Annotated in this window: 13 protein-coding genes; 4 read left to right on the top strand and 9 right to left on the bottom strand. The window is 72.1% G+C overall.

Features of this window, described 5'->3' with window-relative positions:
- The 6 genes from CKO43_RS21280 to CKO43_RS21255 all read right to left on the bottom strand — a co-directional run.
- Nucleotides 1–1,491: methyl-accepting chemotaxis protein (locus tag CKO43_RS21280; RefSeq protein WP_200379875.1), on the bottom strand; the 1,491-nt coding region annotated here is incomplete at its 3' end.
- A 31-nt stretch (nucleotides 1,492–1,522) separates the two neighbouring features.
- Nucleotides 1,523–3,316 carry a methyl-accepting chemotaxis protein gene (locus CKO43_RS26235; protein WP_200379874.1) on the bottom strand — a complete coding sequence of 598 codons (1,794 nt, stop codon included), beginning with the start codon at nucleotides 3,314–3,316 and terminating at the stop codon, nucleotides 1,523–1,525.
- Nucleotides 3,317–3,373: 57 nt separating this feature from the next.
- Nucleotides 3,374–4,987: a methyl-accepting chemotaxis protein gene (locus CKO43_RS21270; RefSeq protein WP_200228973.1), complete on the bottom strand. Its 1,614-nt coding sequence runs from the start codon at nucleotides 4,985–4,987 to the stop codon at nucleotides 3,374–3,376.
- Nucleotides 4,988–5,104: 117 nt separating this feature from the next.
- Complete coding sequence (locus CKO43_RS21265; protein WP_200379873.1) at nucleotides 5,105–7,252, bottom strand: chemotaxis protein CheA; 2,148 nt, start codon at nucleotides 7,250–7,252, stop codon at nucleotides 5,105–5,107.
- Nucleotides 7,253–7,288: 36 nt separating this feature from the next.
- Nucleotides 7,289–7,651, bottom strand: a complete 363-nt coding sequence (locus CKO43_RS21260; protein ID WP_014430121.1) for a response regulator — start codon at nucleotides 7,649–7,651, stop codon at nucleotides 7,289–7,291.
- Nucleotides 7,652–7,704: 53 nt separating this feature from the next.
- Nucleotides 7,705–8,166 (bottom strand): hypothetical protein, encoded by a 462-nt coding sequence (locus tag CKO43_RS21255; RefSeq protein WP_200228975.1) that lies wholly within the window; start codon nucleotides 8,164–8,166, stop codon nucleotides 7,705–7,707.
- A gap of 219 nt (nucleotides 8,167–8,385) precedes the next feature.
- On the opposite strand from CKO43_RS21255, the gene CKO43_RS21250 reads away from it, so the two are divergent.
- The 4 genes from CKO43_RS21250 to CKO43_RS21235 are packed head-to-tail and all read left to right on the top strand — an operon-like array spanning nucleotide 8,386 to nucleotide 13,687.
- Nucleotides 8,386–9,522, top strand: a complete 1,137-nt coding sequence (locus tag CKO43_RS21250; protein ID WP_200228976.1) for a hybrid sensor histidine kinase/response regulator — start codon at nucleotides 8,386–8,388, stop codon at nucleotides 9,520–9,522.
- A 28-nt stretch (nucleotides 9,523–9,550) separates the two neighbouring features.
- Nucleotides 9,551–10,186: a response regulator gene (locus tag CKO43_RS21245; RefSeq protein WP_200228977.1), complete on the top strand. Its 636-nt coding sequence runs from the start codon at nucleotides 9,551–9,553 to the stop codon at nucleotides 10,184–10,186.
- Complete coding sequence (locus CKO43_RS26165; protein WP_200379872.1) at nucleotides 10,183–11,379, top strand: SUMF1/EgtB/PvdO family nonheme iron enzyme; 1,197 nt, start codon at nucleotides 10,183–10,185, stop codon at nucleotides 11,377–11,379. Before CKO43_RS21245 ends, CKO43_RS26165 begins: the two co-directional genes overlap by 4 nt.
- A 55-nt stretch (nucleotides 11,380–11,434) precedes the next feature.
- On the top strand, nucleotides 11,435–13,687 hold the full coding sequence (locus CKO43_RS21235; protein ID WP_346728348.1) for a TonB-dependent receptor family protein: 2,253 nt from the start codon (nucleotides 11,435–11,437) through the stop codon (nucleotides 13,685–13,687).
- A gap of 6 nt (nucleotides 13,688–13,693) precedes the next feature.
- Here the strand turns inward: CKO43_RS21235 and CKO43_RS21230 are convergent, their stop codons facing one another.
- The 3 genes from CKO43_RS21230 to CKO43_RS21220 all read right to left on the bottom strand — a co-directional run bounded on the left by CKO43_RS21230 (nucleotide 13,694) and on the right by CKO43_RS21220 (nucleotide 16,405).
- Complete coding sequence (locus CKO43_RS21230; RefSeq protein ID WP_200379871.1) at nucleotides 13,694–14,725, bottom strand: substrate-binding domain-containing protein; 1,032 nt, start codon at nucleotides 14,723–14,725, stop codon at nucleotides 13,694–13,696.
- 79 nt (nucleotides 14,726–14,804) lie between these two features.
- Nucleotides 14,805–15,602, bottom strand: coding sequence for an ABC transporter permease (locus CKO43_RS21225; protein ID WP_200379877.1), 798 nt, complete (start codon nucleotides 15,600–15,602; stop codon nucleotides 14,805–14,807).
- Between the two features lie 80 nt (nucleotides 15,603–15,682).
- A complete protein-coding gene (locus tag CKO43_RS21220) occupies nucleotides 15,683–16,405 on the bottom strand; it encodes an ATP-binding cassette domain-containing protein (RefSeq protein WP_200379876.1) in 723 nt (240 codons plus the stop codon).
- Between the last annotated feature and the right edge of the window lie 21 nt (nucleotides 16,406–16,426).

Here is a 16,426-nt window from a genome sequence, read left to right as displayed (position 1 = left end):
GGCCGGAGCCGGCCGGGCGGTCGCCAGACGGGCGCTGTCGCTGGCGCGCGCGATCACCTCGCGCGCGACCTTGGGCGCCGGCACCGGCGCCGCAGCCTGCGTCAGGTGGAAGGTGGCGACGAGTTCGGCCAGGCGCGTGCCCTGCTCGCGCAGCGAGCCGGCGGCGGCCGCCGACTGCTCGACGAGCGCGGCGTTCTGCTGCGTCATGCGGTCGAGTTCGCTGATCGCGCCGTTGACCTGGCGGATGCCCGAGCTTTGCTCGCCGGCGGCGGCGCTGATCTCGCCGATGATGTCGCTCACGCGCTGCACGCTGGCGACGATCTCGTGCATCGTGCTGCCGGCGTCGCTCACCAGGCGGGCGCCGGTCTCGACCTTCTCGACCGAGTCGCCGATCAGCGTCTTGATCTCGCGTGCCGCCGCGGCCGAGCGCTGGGCCAGCGCACGCACCTCGCCGGCCACCACCGCGAAGCCGCGGCCCTGCTCGCCGGCGCGCGCCGCCTCGACCGCGGCGTTGAGCGCCAGGATGTTGGTCTGGAACGCGATGCCGTCGATGACGCCGATGATGTCGCCGATCTTCTTCGAGCTGGTGTTGATCTGGTCCATCGTCGAGACCACCTGCGAGACGACCTCGCCGCCGCGCTGCGCGGTCTCGGCGGCGCTGCCGGCGAGCTGGTTGGCCTGGCGCGCGGAGTCGGCGCTCTGCTGCACGTTGCCGGTCAGCTGCTCCATCGCGCTGGCGGTCTGCTGCAGGCTGCCGGCGGTCTGTTCGGTGCGCTGGCTCAGGTCGAGGTTGCCGGTGGCGATCTCGGAGGACGCAGTGCGGATCGAGTCGGCGCTGGCGCGCACGCCGGCCAGGGTCTTCTCGACGTGGCGCAGCGCCTGCTGCAGGCTGTGCGTGGCCGGCGCCGTCGCCGGCGTGTGCGCCGGGGCGAAGGTGACGTCGCCCTTGTCGTCGATCAGGCCCTGGGCGATCGCGACGAGTTCGTCGGTCGCCATGTAGTCGGCACGCGTGCGCAGCGCCAGCATGGACAGGATGCCGGCTTCGGCGACGACGTAGGCGGCGTGCTCCAGCACCTTGGCCAGGCTGGGCTCGGTGAAGCAGATCGCGCCCCAGCCCCACTGCTGGAAGTAATTGAAGCTCAGGTGGTGCACGGCGATCGTCGCCGCGGCGGCGACGACGCCTTCCCAGCGCCGGTAGACGGCGGTGGCGGCCAGCAGCGCGAAGACCGCGAAGTGGGCCTCGGCCACGCCATGGGCGACGTGGATCAGCAGCGCGACCATCGCCATGCCCAGCACCGGCAGGCCGATGAAGCTGCTCGCACGGCGGCTGCCGCCGCCCAGCGAAGCGAGCGCGACAGCCACGGCCAGCAGCACACCGCCGACGACGACGGCCAGGCCGATGCCGTCGTTGGCCGCGCCGTAGGCGACGGCGCCTGCCAGGGTCAGCGCCATCGACACGAGCATCGCCCGGTCGTTGAAGTCTGTGTTCATACTGCTTTCGTCAGGCCGCACGGGAGGCGGATCAGAAGGTTTCCCAGTCGTCGTCGGCGCGGGCCGGGGCCGGGGCCGCCGCGGGTGCGGCGGGCTTGGCCGTAACGGGTGCCGCCGCCGGCGCCGGGCGCGCCGGCCTGGGTGCCGTTTCGGCGCTGGCGGGACGTGCACTCGCCTTGGCGCGTGCGATCACCGCGGTGGCGGCGGTCGGCGCGGCCGGGGCGCGTGCCTTGGCCTTGGCCGCGGCCGGTGCCGCAGCGCTGCTCTCGCCGCCGGCGGGAATGCGGAAGGTCTCGACCAGTGCCGACAGGCGCTCGGCCTGTTCGCGCAGCGACTCGGCTGCGGCGGTGCTTTCTTCGACCAGCGCGGCGTTCTGCTGCGTCATCTGGTCGAGGCCGGCGATCGCCGTGTTCACCTGGCCCACGCCCTGGCTCTGCTCGGTGGCGGCGGCCATGACCTCGCCGATGATGTCGGCCACACGCTGCACGCCCGAGACGATCTCGGTCATCGTCGAGCCGGCGTCGGCCACCAGGCGGGCGCCCGATTCGACCTTCTCGACCGAGCCGCCGATCAGCGTCTTGATCTCGCGTGCGGCCTCGGCCGAACGCTGCGCCAGCGATCGCACCTCGCCGGCGACGACCGCGAAACCGCGGCCCTGTTCGCCCGCACGCGCCGCTTCGACGGCGGCGTTCAGCGCCAGGATGTTGGTCTGGAAGGCGATGCCGTCGACGGTGCCGATGATGTCGGCGATCTTCTTCGAGCTGGCGTTGATCTCCTCCATCGTCTGCACGACCTGGGCGACGACCGCGCCGCCGCGCTGCGCGACGCTGCTGGCCGAGCTCGCGAGCTGGTTGGCGGTGCGCGCCGACTCGGCGGTCTGGGAGACGGTGGCGGTGATCTCCTCCATCGTGCTGGCGGTCTGCTGCAGCGAGCCCGAGGTCTGTTCGGTGCGTGCCGACAGGTCGGTGCTGGCGGCGGCGATCTCGCTGCTGGCGCCAGCGACCGAGCTCGTGCCGCTGCGGATCTGGCCGACCATCGTCGTCAGGCTGGACTGCATCTCGCCGAGCGAGCGCAGCAGCGTGCCGATCTCGTCGCCGCGCGCGGTGTCGGGCACCGCTCGCGTCAGGTCGTGGGCGGCAATGCGCTGGGCGGCGCCGATGGCGTCGGCCAGCGGCTGCGTCACCGAGCGTGTCATTGCAAAGGCGAGCGCGGCACCGGCGGCGAGTGCCGCCAGCAGCAGGCCGCCGAGCACGTAGACACCTTCGCTGATCGCGGCGGCGACGCCGGCCGCGTGTTCCGTGGCGTGCGTCGCGGCACGCTGCTGCAGGCCCTCGATGGCGTCGAGGTAGGCCTTGGCGGCGGCGGTCATCGGCCCGGCGACGAGCTGGTCGCCTTCGGCGATGCTGCCGGCCTTGAAGGTCTCGGCGGCTTTCTTGCGCAGGTCGACGTAGGTCTTGCGCTTGCTGGCGATGTCCTCGAAGGCGGCCTTCTCGGCGGGGTCGTCGGCGGTGGCTTCGAGCGCCTTCTGCAGCTTGGAGATCTGCTCCGAGGTGCTCTTCATCTGCGGTTCGATCACCGCGGCGGCGCCGGCCTGGAAGCCCGAAGCCGCGACCGAGAGCGCACGCGCCAGATTCAGCTGCACGTGCGACTGCCAGTGTTCGAAGTCGGCGGCGTGCGCGACGGCGACGTCGCGTTCGGCGCTCAGCGTGCCGATGCGGCGCAGTTCGTAGACGCCGACCGCGGTGGTCACGGCCATCAGCACCAGCAGCGATGCGAAGCTGAGCCCGAGCCGGGTGCCGATCTTGAAACTGGACAGTGTTTTCATTGTTTTCTCCTGAGGGCGAGCGTCAGCCCGTTGGGCCCGGGGGGCGCGAACGCCCCGTCAGACCACCGGGGTGGTGAGCTCCCGGGCGGCCGGCGCGACGGCCCCGGCTGCGGTGCGGAAGGCGGCGACGATCGCGCCGAGGCGTTCGGCCTGTTCCTTCAGTGATTCGGCGGCGGCGGCCGACTGCTCGACGAGCGCCGCGTTCTGCTGCGTCATGCCGTCGAGTTCGGAGACGGCGCCGTTGACCTGGCTGAGGCCCGAGCTCTGCTCGGCGGCGGACGTGCTGATCTCGCCGATGATGCCGTTGACACGCTGCACGCTGGCGACGATCTCGCCCATCGTCTGGCCGGCATTGGCGACGAGGCGGGCACCGGCCTCGACCTTGTCGACCGAGTTGCCGATCAGCGTCTTGATCTCGCGTGCGGCTGCGGCCGAACGCTGCGCCAGCGAGCGCACCTCGCCGGCGACGACGGCGAAACCGCGGCCCTGTTCGCCCGCGCGCGCCGCTTCGACGGCGGCGTTCAGCGCCAGGATGTTGGTCTGGAAGGCGATGCCGTCGATGGTGCCGATGATGTCGGCGATGCGGCGCGAGCTGGTGTTGATGTCGTCCATCGTCGACACCACCTGCGACACCACGGTGCCGCCGCGCTGGGCGACTTCGGCGGCGTTGCCGGCGAGGTGGCTGGCTTCGCGCGCGGCGTCGGCGCTCTGGCGCACGTTGCCGGTGATCTGTTCCATCGCGCTGGCGGTCTGCTGCAGGCTGCCGGCGGTCTGTTCGGTGCGTGTGGACAGCTCGGCGTTGCCGGCGGCGACCTCGCGGCTGGCCAGGCCGATGCTGTCGGCGGCGGTGCGCATCTGGCCGACCATGTTCTGCAGCGATTCCTGCATGCGCGCGAGCGCGGCGAGCAGGTCGTTGGCCTCGTCGCGGCCCTGCAGCTGGATCGGCTGCGTCAGGTCGCCGTCGGCGATCGCTTGGGCGACGCGGCGGGCGTGGCCGATCGGGGCCGTGATCGAGTGCGAGTTCGCCAGCGTCATCGGCGTGATGACCAGCATCACGACGGCGATCAGGCCGACGAAGATGAACATCGCCTCCTGCATGGTCTCGTCGAAACGGGCCGCGGCCTCGGTGCTCTCGTCCAGCACGATCTTCTCGATCCGGGTGGTGGCGGTCTCGACCGCGGCGATGTGGCCCTTGGCGCGTTCGAGCATGCGGTCGACGACGCGGGCGTTGTCGTAGACGCCGTCGAGCGCGCGCGCGACCACCATCGCGGTCGCCTTCTCGTAGTCGGCCAGGCGCGTGATCGCCTCCCGGGCCAGCGGATTGTCTTCGTCGTCCTCGCCTTCGAGCAGCGACTGCAGTGCGGCGGTGGTCGCGGCGATCTCGCGCTTCCAGTCCTCGCGATGCTTGGTCAGCGCGGCGGCGTCCTCGTAGTCGATGACCATCTGCTTCTCGTACAGGCGCGCGGCCGCCAGATGGGCGCCGATCGCAGCGGCGGCGGTCTGTTCGCCGCGCGACTGTTCGAGGATCTTCTGGTTCAGTTCACGCAGCTTCATCCCGCCGACGAGACCGGTCGCCCCGACCAGCGCGAACGAGGCCAGCACCACGGCGATGGCGCCGCGCATGCGCGTGCGGATCGTGAATCCGCGCATCAGGGCGAGCAGTGCATTCATCGCGTTACCTTCAAAGGCAGTGCCGGTGGCGTATCAAGCTGCCGCCGCGGACGGGCTCCGCCCGGCCGCTGGCGGCGCCCCCCTGGGGGGGAGCGCCGCAGGCGCTTCGGGGGGGGGTCAATGCCGTGATCGACGGACCAGCGACCCGATGTCCAGGATCAGCGCGACGCGGCCGTCGCCCATGATCGTGGCGCCCGAGACGTCGTCGACCTTGCGGTAGTTGGACTCGAGGTTCTTGACGACGACCTGCTGCTGACCGAGCAGCTCGTCGACCAGCAGTGCCACGCGCCCGCCTTCGGCCTCGACGACGACCATGATGTTGCTGACACGCTCGAAGTCGAAACGCGGCACGTCGAAGACTCGTTCCAGGTCGACGACCGGCATGTACTCGTCGCGCACCTCGACGACGCGGCCGGTGCCGCCTATCGTCTTGACCATGCCCGGCTGGACCTGGAAGGACTCGACCACCGAGGACAGCGGCAGGATGTAGACCTCCTCGCCGACGCCCACGCTCATGCCGTCCATGATCGCCAGCGTCAGCGGCAGGCGCACGCGCACCGTCATGCCGTAGCCTTCGGCCGAGTCGATCTCGACCGTGCCGCCGAGCGCGGTGATGTTCTTCTTGACGACGTCCATGCCGACGCCGCGGCCGGAGACGTCGGTGACGACGTCGGCGGTCGAGAAGCCCGGCGCGAAGATCAGGCCGTAGACCTCCTGATCGGTCATCGTGTCGGGCGCGTCCAGGCCGCGTTCGCGCGCCTTCGTCAGCAGCTTCTCGCGGTTCAGGCCCTTGCCGTCGTCGCGCACCTCGATGACGATGGAGCCGCCCTGGTGGCTGGCGATCAGCGTGATCGTGCCGGTCTCGGGCTTGCCCTTGGCCAGGCGCTCTTCCGGCATCTCGATGCCGTGGTCGCAGCTGTTGCGCACCAGGTGGGTCAGCGGGTCGGTGATCTTCTCGACCAGGCCCTTGTCCAGTTCGGTGGCTTCGCCGACCTGCAGCAGCTCGACCTTCTTGCCGAGCTTGCCGGCGAGGTCGCGCAGCATGCGCGGGAAGCGGTTGAAGACCAGCGACATCGGGATCATGCGGATCGACATCACCGCTTCCTGCAGGTCGCGGGTGTTGCGTTCCAGGTCGGCCAGGCCGGCCGACATCTGCTGGTACAGCGCGGCGTCGACGCCCTTGCTGTTCTGCGCCAGCATCGCCTGCGTGATGACGAGTTCGCCGACCAGGTTGATCAGCTGGTCGACCTTCTCCACCGAGACGCGCAGCGTGCTCGACTCGGGCGCGGCGGCGGCCTTCTCGGCCTTGGCGACACGCGCCGGTGCCGCGGCGGCCGGTGCCGGCGTCGCCGGGCGTGCCGGTTCGGCGGCGGCGGTGGCTGCCGGTGCGGTTTCGGCGCTCTTGGGCGCGCCGGGGGCGTCGTCGAAGAAGCCGTAGCCGAGTTCGGGTTCGGCCTTGCTCGGCTCCGGCGCGCCGGGCGCACCTTCGTGGAAGCCGTAGCCCGGGCCCAGCGGCGCCAGGCGCAGCTGTTCACGCGCCACGTGGAAGGTGAACAGGTCCAGCAGGTCGCTGTCGGCGGTCGTCGTCAGCACCTTGAAGCGGCGCATGCCGTCGGCGGAGCGGCCGGCGTCCAGCGGCTCGATCGTGCCGAGGTCGGCGATTTCCTTGAACAGCTCGACCAGGTTGTCGGCCATCGCCGGGTCGGGCAGCGGGCCCACCGTCAGCTCGAGCGCACGCGCTGCCGTCCCCCCGGAGGCGGGCGCCGCGGCGGCTGCCGGTGTGTCGTTCGGAGCCGCCTGCTGGCCGGCGGCCGGGGCCGCAGCCAGCGGCGCGGCGGCGGCCTGGCCGGTGACGAGCGCGCGGATCGACACCAGCAGCTCGCTCGTGTCGACCGCGTCGGCACCATTGCCCTGGTGGCGCGCCAGTTGCGCCTTGAGCGCGTCGCCCGAGGTCAGCAGCACGTCGACCATCGCCGGCGTCGGCGCCAGTTCATGGCGGCGCAGCTTGTCCAGCAGCGTCTCCATCTCGTGCGTCAGCTCGGCGATGTCGGTGAAACCGAAGGTCGCCGCGCCGCCCTTGACCGAGTGCGCGCAGCGGAAGATCGCGTTCAGTTCCTCGTCGTCCGCGTTGACGATGTCCAGGTTCAGGAGCATCTGCTCCATCGTGTCGAGGTTCTCGCCCGCTTCCTCGAAGAAGACCTGGAAGAACTGCGAGAGATCGATTCCGGCGGACAGGTGTGCGCCTTCTTGGTGTGTGTCGGCCATGGCCTTAGCTCCGATTCGCTGCTGCCAACCCGGGGGTCAGCGGATGACCTTGCCGATGACCTCGACGAGCTTTGCGGGGTCGAAAGGCTTGACGAGCCAGCCGGTCGCGCCGGCAGCGCGCCCGGCCTGCTTCATCTGGTCGCTGGACTCGGTGGTCAGGATCAGGATCGGCGTGGCCTTGAACTTCGGGTTCTCGCGCAGCTTCTTGGTGAGGCTGATCCCGTCCATGCGCGGCATGTTCTGGTCGGTGAGCACCAGGTTGAAGTCGCGCTGGTTCGCCTTTTCGTAGGCGTCCTGGCCGTCGACGGCTTCGACGACCTGGAAGCCGGCGTTCTTCAGCGTGAACGACACCATCTGGCGCATCGAGGCGCTGTCATCAACGGCAAGGATCGAGTGCATAGGAGGTCTCTCGGGGGGAGGTTGGAGTTCTGGGATGCGGGGCGCCGGCGAATTCAGAAGAGCTCGATGGATCCGGCGTCCATCTCGTCCTGGGTCACGGGGTTGGGGCGCAGCGGCGCCTCCTCGACAAGGGTCTCGCCGTCCTCGTCGTCGCCCATGGTGTCGCGCGCCAGCCGGTCGGCGCAGTTGCGCAGCCGGCGGGCGGTGTGGTTGACGAGCTGCGAGGCCATGTCCTGGAACTGCATCGCCGTGATCGCACCGGCCATGTGTTCCATCGCCACGTGCAACTGGTGGTTGTCGATCTCGGGGTGCGGCACGGCGGCGTGCAGCAACTGCTTCAACTCGCCGGTCGCGCCGTAGAAGTGCCCGAGCAACGCGTCGCACGCGTCGCTGAGCAGGCGCTGCAGACGATCGAGGTCGTTGCTGGCGACGAGCAGGTCGTCCTGCAGATCGGCAGCAGCCATCAGCGGCAGCGCGCCGTCGAATGCAGTGTCGTGAGCTTCCTGGGTGAGCATCCGGACTCCGGGTGTTCGGGGGTTTTTTTCGGGGTCTGGCGTGGCATTGGTGCACCAGTAGGGTGCATACCGCAGCGACCCGCCGGGCCTCTTCCGATCCATTTTCGGCACGCGGCATGCAAACATTGAGCGGAAGTCGCGGGGAATCGCGTCATATTTCCGAGGTGGCCGCGCGGCCCCTCGGCGGGGGCTCGCCACCGGGTGCGCCATACTTCACACATGAGCGCCGTCCTGCCGCCGGTGCGCCTGCTGCACCTCGAAGACTCCGAAGCCGACCACGCCCTGGCGATGGCGCAGTTGCGCCGTGCCGGCCTGAACGTCCAGGTCGAACGTGTCGAGACCCGCGACGACTTCGTCGCCGCGCTCGCGCGGCCCTGGGACCTGATCCTGTCCGACTTCAACCTGCCGTGTTTCACCGGCCTGCAGGCGCTGGAGATCGTGCGCGAACGCGCCGCCCTCGTGCCCTTCATCCTCGTGTCGGGCGAGATCGGCGAGGACACCGCGGTCGAGGCGATGCGCAACGGCGCCAGCGACTACCTGCTGAAGAACAACCTCGCGCGCCTGGCGCCGGCGATCGAACACGCGATCACCGCCAGCGAGACCCGCCGCGCCAAGGTGCGCTCCGACCTGGAACTGCAGGCCTCGCAGGAGCGCCTGTCCGAACTCGCGCGCCATCTGCAGCTGTCGGTCGAGGCCGAACGCAACGCGATCGCACGCGAGATCCATGATGATGTCGGCGGATCGCTGACCGCACTGAAGTTCGATCTGCACTGGATCAACCAGCGCCTGACGGCGCCCGAGCTCAAGCAGCGCGTGCAGAGCGCGCTGGACACCGTCGCGCACGCGATCGAGTCCAGCCAGCGCATCATGCACAACCTGCGGCCGGCGATCCTGGAGCAGGGGCTGGTGCCGGCGCTGCAGTGGCTGGCCGGGCGTTTCGAGCGCCGCAGCGGCGTCGCCTGCGCCTTCCGCACCAGCCACGAAAAGCCGCAGCTGGCGCTGGGCGTGCCGCTGGTGGCCTACCGCACCGCGCAGGAGGCGTTGACCAACATCTCCAAACACGCGATGGCGACGCGGGTCTCGCTCGACCTGTCGCTCACCGGCGGCGTGCTGTCGCTGGAGATCAGCGACAACGGCCGCGGCCTGTCGGCCGAGGACCTGGCCAAGGCGCAGAGCTTCGGCATCCGCGGCCTGAAGGAACGCGCCGCCACCGTCGGCGGCTGGATAGACCTGAGCAGCGGGCCCGGCGGCACCTCGCTGATCCTCTCGGTGCCGCTGGAAGACGGTGCCGGCCGGCTGTTCGACCCGGCGCACGACGACCGCGAACACGACCCCTCGGCCTGGGCCTCGCTCTGACGCGGCCCCTCAGTCACGGAGTGTCCCGATGATCGACGTCATCCTGTGCGACGACCATGCGCTGATCCGCCGCGGCATCCGCGACACGCTGGCCGACGCGCCCGACATCCGCGTCGTCGGCGAGGCCGGCGACTACGGCGAGTTGCGCTCGCTGATGCGCACGACGAGCTGCGACGTGCTGGTGCTCGACATCAACCTGCCCGGGCGCAGCGGCCTGGACGCGCTGCATGCGCTGAAGGACGAAGGCTCGCCGGTCAAGGTGCTGATCGTCAGCATGTACCCCGAGGACCAGTACGCGATCCGGGCGCTGCGCGGCGGCGCCTTCGGCTACGTCAACAAGGGCGGCGAGCCGCGCCAGATCGTCGACGCGGTGCGCACCGTCGCCCAGGGGCGCAAGTACGTCACGCCCGAGATCGCGCAGATGCTGGTCGAGAGCCTGACCGCGCCGACGCTGGAGACGCCGCACCAGAAGCTCTCCGACCGCGAGTTGCAGACGCTGGTGATGATCGCCTCGGGCAAACGCCTGGCCGACATCGCCGAGGAGCTGACGCTGAGCCCCAAGACCGTCTCGGTCTACCGCGCGCGCGTGCTCGAGAAGCTGCAGCTGGCGAACAACTCCGAGCTCACCGTCTACGCCATCCGCAACGGACTGGTCGGCGCGTGAGGCCGCGGGCCGCCGAGCTCGACGACGCCGCGGCGATGCGGCGCGCCGGGCCCGAGCTGCTGTCGCTGGCGCTGATCGACGCCCGCAACCACACGCTGCGCTGGCTCGCGGCCTTCGACGCACGCGACGCGCTGCTGCGCAGCGAGGGCGGCGCCGCGCCGCTGCTGCTGGCCGCGCGCGCCGGCGCCTGGCAGGACCGCTGGATCGCGCGCAACGTGCGCCGCCAGTGCGGCGAAGCCGCCGAGCCCTCGGCGCAGCGTCTGCCGCCGGCCGACCCGGCGATCGACGCCTGGCTCGCCGGCCAGGCGCCGCCGCCGTCGGCGCAGGCCTTGCGCGGCTGGCTCGCGGCGACGCTGGAAACGACGCTGGACCTGCTCGCCGCCGCGCACCCTGACGACGCCGGGCTCTTCGTCTTCCGCTGCGCGCTGCGCCACGAGGACCGGCTGGGTGAAGCGCTGGCCGAACGTGCCGCCGAGCTGCAGCTGCACGCCGGTGGCGAGCCTCCGCTGCCCTGGCGCGACCCGCCGGCGCGTGCCGCAGCCGCGGCGCTGTGGCTGCCGGGCCAGCGCCTGATGCTCGGCTCCGCACCCGGCGGCGGCGCCGTGCCCGAGAACGAACGCTGGGCGCACGCGGTCGTGGTGCCCGACTTCGAGATCGACGCCGTGCCGGTGTCCTGGGCGCAGTACGCCGAGTTCGCCGCCGACGGCGGCTACGACCGCCGCGACTGCTGGAGCGAGGCCGGCTGGGCCTGGCTGCAGGCCGAAGGCCGGCGCGCGCCGCGCCACGTCGAGCAGCTGCGCGGCGGCGTCTACGTGCAGCGCCACGGCCAGCTCTGCCGCGCGGGGGCCACCCAAGCGGCGCTGCACCTGGCGCGCCACGAAGCCGAGGCCTGGTGCCGCTGGGCCGGCCGACGCCTGCCGACCGAACCCGAGTGGGAACTCGCCGCGCTCCACGGCGGCGGTGCTTTCGCCTGGGGCGACGTGTTCGAGTGGGTCGCCGGCAGCGCGCGCGCCTGGCCCGGGCGCACGGCGGGTGCGTCGGCGCTGGATGCGCTGCCCGCGCCCGGCAGCGCCGGCGTGCTGCGCGGCGCGTCCTGGATGACGCGGCGGCGCCAGGTGCACCCGAAGGCGCGGCGCTTCATGCCGGCGCAGCTCGACACCGCCTTCTGCGGCTTTCGCAGCTGCGCCGTCTGAGCCCGGTTCCGGGCTTTCCCGGGGCACGATTCATGATCGGCGCGAGACGCGGCCGGTGCCGCGATGCGCCGGCGCCGCGTTCGAGGGTTATCGCGGCTGCGCGCTGCCGGCGCGCTCCGGCCTGATCGCTTCATCTCCACCACCGCTGCTGCCGCATCCCATGGTCCACGCCGCCCGCCGCCCGTCCCGCCACCCAGCGCGCGCCCGGCGCCGCGGGCGCCTGCCGGCCGCACTCGCCGCGCTCGCCGCGGCGCCGGTGCTGGCGCAGCCCGTCGAGACCATCGTCGTCACCGGCTCGGTCGCCGGCAGCGAGGTGCAGCAAGCGCCGTACGCGATCGGCGTCGTCGACCGCGAGGCGCTGCGCCAGGCCGGGCCGATGATCAACCTGAGCGAGGCGCTGGCGCGTGTGCCGGGGCTGGTGGTCGCCAACCGCAGCAACTACGCCCAGGACCTGCAGATCAGCTCGCGCGGTTTCGGCGCACGCGCCGGCTTCGGCGTGCGCGGCCTGCGCCTGCTGGCCGACGGCATCCCGGCCAGCGGCCCCGACGGCCAGGGCCAGGTCTCGCACATCGACCTCGCCGGCGCCGACCGCGTGGAAGTGCTGCGCGGGCCGTTCTCGGCGCTCTACGGCAACAGCTCGGGCGGCGTGATCTCGGTCTTCAGCGCCCCGGTGCGCCGCGCCGAGGCCGAGGCCGGGCTCGATCTCGGAACCTACGGCCTGCGCCAGCTGCGCGCCGCGGTGCAGGCGCCGCTGGCCGGCGGCTTCGAACTGCGCGCCTCGGGTTCGGCGATGGACTGGGAGGGTTTCCGCCCGCACAGCGAGGCCGAGCGCCGGCTCGGCAACCTGCGCCTGGGCTGGCGCGGCGAGGCCGACACCGTGATCGCGGTCGCCAGCCACTACGAGCAGCCGGCCGACGACCCGCTGGGGCTGACACGCGAGCAGTTCGACGCCGACCCGCGCCAGACCACGCCGCAGGCCGAGAGTTTCGACACGCGCAAACGCTCCAAGCAGGACCAGCTCGGCGTCAACTGGCGCCACCGTTTCGCCGACGGCGCCTTGCGCGAGTTCGAGGCCAGCGCCTACGCCGGCCAGCGCAGCGTCACGCAGTGGCTGGCGATCGCCAAGGCGACGCAGGACAACCCGCGCCACGGCGGCGGTGTCGCCGACTTCGACCGCGACTATCGCGGCGCCCAGGCGCAGTGGCGCTGGAACTGGCAGGCGCTGGACCTGATGGCCGGCGCCGCGCTCGAAGACCAGCGCGACGACCGCCGCGGCTACGAGAACTACGTGCTCGACGGCGCCGGCGACCCGGTCTACGGCCGCATCGGCACGCAGCGCCGCGACGAAATCAACCGCGCCCGCACGCGCGACCTCTTCGGTCAAGCCGAGTGGCGTTTCGCGCCCGACTGGGCCGCCAGCGCCGGCCTGCGCCGCGGCCGCGTCACGCTGTCGGCCGACGACGCCTACCGGGACAACGGCGACGACTCGGGGCGCCTGTCCTACGACTACACCAACCCGGTGCTGGGCCTGCGCTGGCGCGCCGCGCCGGGGCTGAACCTGCATGCCGCGGCGGCGCGTGGTTTCGAGGCGCCGACCCTGGGTGAACTGGCCTACCGCCCGGACGGCGCCAACGGCTTCAACGAAGGGCTGAAGGCGCAGAAGAGCCTGCAGTTCGAAGTCGGTGCCAAGTGGCGCCAGGACGAGTCGCTGGACCTGGACCTGGCGCTGTTCCAGGTGATGGTCGACGACGAGATCGGCATCGCCAGCAACGCCGGCGGCCGCGCCTCGTACCAGAACGTCGGCCGCACGCTGCGCCGCGGCGCCGAGCTCGGCGCCGGCTGGCGCCCGGCCGCGGCCTGGCGCACGCGGCTGGCGCTGACGCTGCTGGACGCGCGCTACCGCGACGACTTCCTCACCTGCGCCGGCATCCCCTGCACGACGCCGACGGCCGAGGTCGCTGCCGGCAAACGCATCGCCGGCACGCAGCGCGCCAGCGCCTTCGCCGAACTCGCCTGGCGCGACGCCGCGCTCGGCGAGTGGGGGCTGGAGTGGCGCGCCGCCGGCCGCAGCGCGGCCAACGACCGCAATACCGACTTCGCCTCGGGCTACGCGCTGGCGGCGCTGCGCTGGAGCCGCACGTTCGCCATCGGCGAAGGCCAGCGCATCGAGCTGCTGGCCCGCATCGACAACCTCTTCGACCGCGCCTACGCCGGCAGCCTGATCGTCAATGACGCCAACGGCCGCTATTTCGAGACCGGCGCGCCGCGCAGCGCGCTGCTGGCGCTGCGCTGGGTCGGCGCGATCTGAAGCGCCTCAGGCCGTCGCCGCTTCGAGCGGCTCGATGCCGGGCAGCGCCGACAGCGCCTGGTGCCAGCCGGGGTCGGCCAGCGCCGCCTGCAGCGCCTGCAGCGCGGGTTCGGGCGCCGCGTCGGCGGCGAGCACGACCAGCAGCCGGTCGTGCGCCAGCGGCCGGAAGGCCAGCCCGGCGGCGGCCGCCGCGGCCTCGCTGCCGAAGCCGACGTCGGCCAGCCCGCCGGCGACGGCGACGGCAGCAGCCTCGTGCGTCGGCTCGACGACTTCGGGCTGCGGCGGGCTGATGCCGGCCTGGCGGCAGAGCTGGCGCCAGACGGCGTCGGCCGACGAGTCCGCCGGCCGGCCGGCAAAACGCAGCCCCACCTCGGTCAGCGCGGCGATGCCGCCCGGCAGCCCGCTGGCCGGCGCCATCAGCCCGAGCGTGCGCCGCAGCACCACCGCCGGCACCTGGCGCCCGGCGGCGAGCGCGGCGTGCGCGGCGGCGAACGGCGTGTCGGCGCTGTGTTCGGGCAGCGCGAACGCGGCCGCCGCCACCCGGCCTTCGACCAGCGCCCGCAGCGCGTCCAGGCTGGCGGCCGCCTGCAGCGCCAGGTGCAGGCCGTGGCGCGTGGCGGCGGTGTCGCGCAGCAGCGCCAGCGCGGGGTCGGGCGTCGCCGGCAGCACCAGCGTCAGCGACTCGTCGCCGGCGGCCTGTTCGAACAGGCGCTCGAGTTCGGCGCGCAGCGCCGCAATCTGCGGCGCATGGCGCGCGCGCAGCAGGCGCTCGCGCGCCAGCAGTTGTTTGGCATGCGGCGTCAGCTGGGCCGGGTGGCCCTGGGTCCAGGTGACCAGCGGCCGGCCGAGTTCGGACTCCCAGCGTTTGAGCGCGCCCCAGACGTGGCGGTAGGACGCGCCGAGCGAGGTCGCGGCACGCTGGATCGAGCCGGAGGCCTGCACCGCGGCGAGCAGCCCGAACAGCGGGTGTTCGAGCTCGCCGCCGTGCTGGTGGCCGGGCTGCAGCCCGTAATGGAGGTGGACGCCGTTGGGACGCATGGTCTTCAACCCACCTTACCCCCGAGCCCCGCACCCCATGCGCTGTGGGGCTGCACGCTCCCTAGCTTGGTGCGCCGGCTCAGCCGCCGCCTCCTGGACGCTTGCTGAGCGCGCCGAAGCCGCGCTGCGGGTCGTAACCCCAGCTCGCGAGCAGGAAACACAGGACCAGCGTGCCGACCACGACCCAGGGCGACCAGCCCGGGTCCTGGCCGTAGAGCGCGAAGCGCATCCACTCGACGGCGTGCGTGAACGGGTTGAAACGCGCGATCTGCCACACCCACTCGGCGCCCGATTCCTGCAGCTTCCACAGCGGATAGAGCGCGGTCGACATGAAGTACATCGGGAAGATGACGAAATTCATCGTGCCGGCGAAGTTCTCGAGCTGGCGGATGTGCACCGACAGCAGCAGCCCGAGCGCGCCCAGCATCAGCGCCGAACACACCGCCGCCAGCAGCAGCTGCGGCGTCTGCGGCCCGAAAACCGGCAGCGCCGTGCCCAGCAGCGCAGCGACGGCGACGAAGGCCGCCGCCTGCGCCAGCGACAGCACCGCGGTCGCGAGCAGCTTGGACAGCAGGATCCAGGGCCGCGGCAGCGGCGCCGTCAGCAAGAGCCGCATCAGCCCCATCTCGCGGTCGTAGACCATCGCCAGGCTGGACTGCATGCCGTTGAACAGCAGCACCATGCCGACGAGCCCGGGCGCGATGTAGACGTCGTAGGGGATGTAGGTGTCGTAGGGCGGGGCGATGGCGACGCCGAAGACGTTGCGAAACCCGGCCGCGAACACCGCCAGCCACAGCAGCGGCCGCACCAGCGCCGACACCAGCCGGCCGTACTGGCGCGAGAACTTCAGCAGCTCGCGCTGGATGATCGCGGCCATCGCCTGCAGCGCATGCGCCAGGCCGCGGCGGCGCTGCTCGCCGGCGAGCGGCAGCGTGGCCGGCGTGGCAGGGGCGTCGTTCATGTCGTGGCCTTGAGGAAGGCGTCTTCGAGCGTGGCGCCGCCGAGCGCGCTGCAGACCTCGGCCGGCGCGCCGTCGGCGAGCAGCCGGCCGCGGTGCAGCACCAGCACGCGGTCGGCGCCGTCGGCTTCTTCGACGAGGTGGGTGGCCCAGAGCACGGTGCTGCCGCGCGTGCGCACGTCGAGGTCGATCGCCGCGAGCAGCTCGCGCCGCGACTTCGGGTCCAGGCCGACGGTGGGCTCGTCCATCAGCAACAGCGCCGGGCGGTGCAGCAGCGCGCGCACCAGCTCGACCTTGCGCCGGTTGCCGCCGGAGAGTTCGCGCACCGGGCGGTCCAGGTCCTCGCCCAGGCCGCGTGCGGCGCAGTCGGCGGCGATGCGCTCCTCGGCCAGCCGCCGCGGCAGCCCGTGCAGCGCGGCGTGGAAACGCAGGTTGTGGCGCACCGACAGGTCGAGGTCGAGCGACATCTGCTGGAAAACGACGCCGATCTCGGCCAGCGCGCGTGCCGGCGCGCGCCGCAGCGACAGGCCGACGACCTCGACGTCGCCTTCGTCGGCGGCGAACAGCCCCGTCAGCACCTGGAACAGCGTCGACTTGCCGGCGCCGTTGGGACCGAGCAGCACGACACGTTCGCCGGCGGCGAGCGTGAAGGACAGGCCGGCGAGCGCGACACGTTCGCCGTAGCGCTTGACGAGGCCGGTGACGGCGGCGCGCGCCGTCACCGGCGGCAGGCCGGGGCGGCC

The organism is Rubrivivax gelatinosus (genome assembly GCF_016583785.1).
In the GTDB taxonomy this organism is placed as follows: Bacteria; Pseudomonadota; Gammaproteobacteria; order Burkholderiales; family Burkholderiaceae_C; genus Rubrivivax; species Rubrivivax gelatinosus_B.
The sequence above is the reverse complement of the archived record's forward strand: the minus strand, read 5'-3'. Positions and strand labels throughout refer to the sequence as shown.

What these genes read in the sequence shown, in the direction of transcription:
- CKO43_RS26235 (WP_200379874.1), bottom strand. Translation starts at nt 3,316, where the DNA reads ATGAAAACACTGTCCAGTTTCAAGATCGGCACCCGGCTCGGGCTCAGC.
- CKO43_RS21270 (WP_200228973.1), bottom strand. Translation starts at nt 4,987, where the DNA reads ATGAATGCACTGCTCGCCCTGATGCGCGGATTCACGATCCGCACGCGC.
- CKO43_RS21265 (WP_200379873.1), bottom strand. Translation starts at nt 7,252, where the DNA reads ATGGCCGACACACACCAAGAAGGCGCACACCTGTCCGCCGGAATCGAT.
- CKO43_RS21260 (WP_014430121.1), bottom strand. Translation starts at nt 7,651, where the DNA reads ATGCACTCGATCCTTGCCGTTGATGACAGCGCCTCGATGCGCCAGATG.
- CKO43_RS21255 (WP_200228975.1), bottom strand. Translation starts at nt 8,166, where the DNA reads ATGCTCACCCAGGAAGCTCACGACACTGCATTCGACGGCGCGCTGCCG.
- CKO43_RS21250 (WP_200228976.1), top strand. Translation starts at nt 8,386, where the DNA reads ATGAGCGCCGTCCTGCCGCCGGTGCGCCTGCTGCACCTCGAAGACTCC.
- CKO43_RS21245 (WP_200228977.1), top strand. Translation starts at nt 9,551, where the DNA reads ATGATCGACGTCATCCTGTGCGACGACCATGCGCTGATCCGCCGCGGC.
- CKO43_RS21230 (WP_200379871.1), bottom strand. Translation starts at nt 14,725, where the DNA reads ATGCGTCCCAACGGCGTCCACCTCCATTACGGGCTGCAGCCCGGCCAC.
- CKO43_RS21225 (WP_200379877.1), bottom strand. Translation starts at nt 15,602, where the DNA reads ATGGCCGCGATCATCCAGCGCGAGCTGCTGAAGTTCTCGCGCCAGTAC.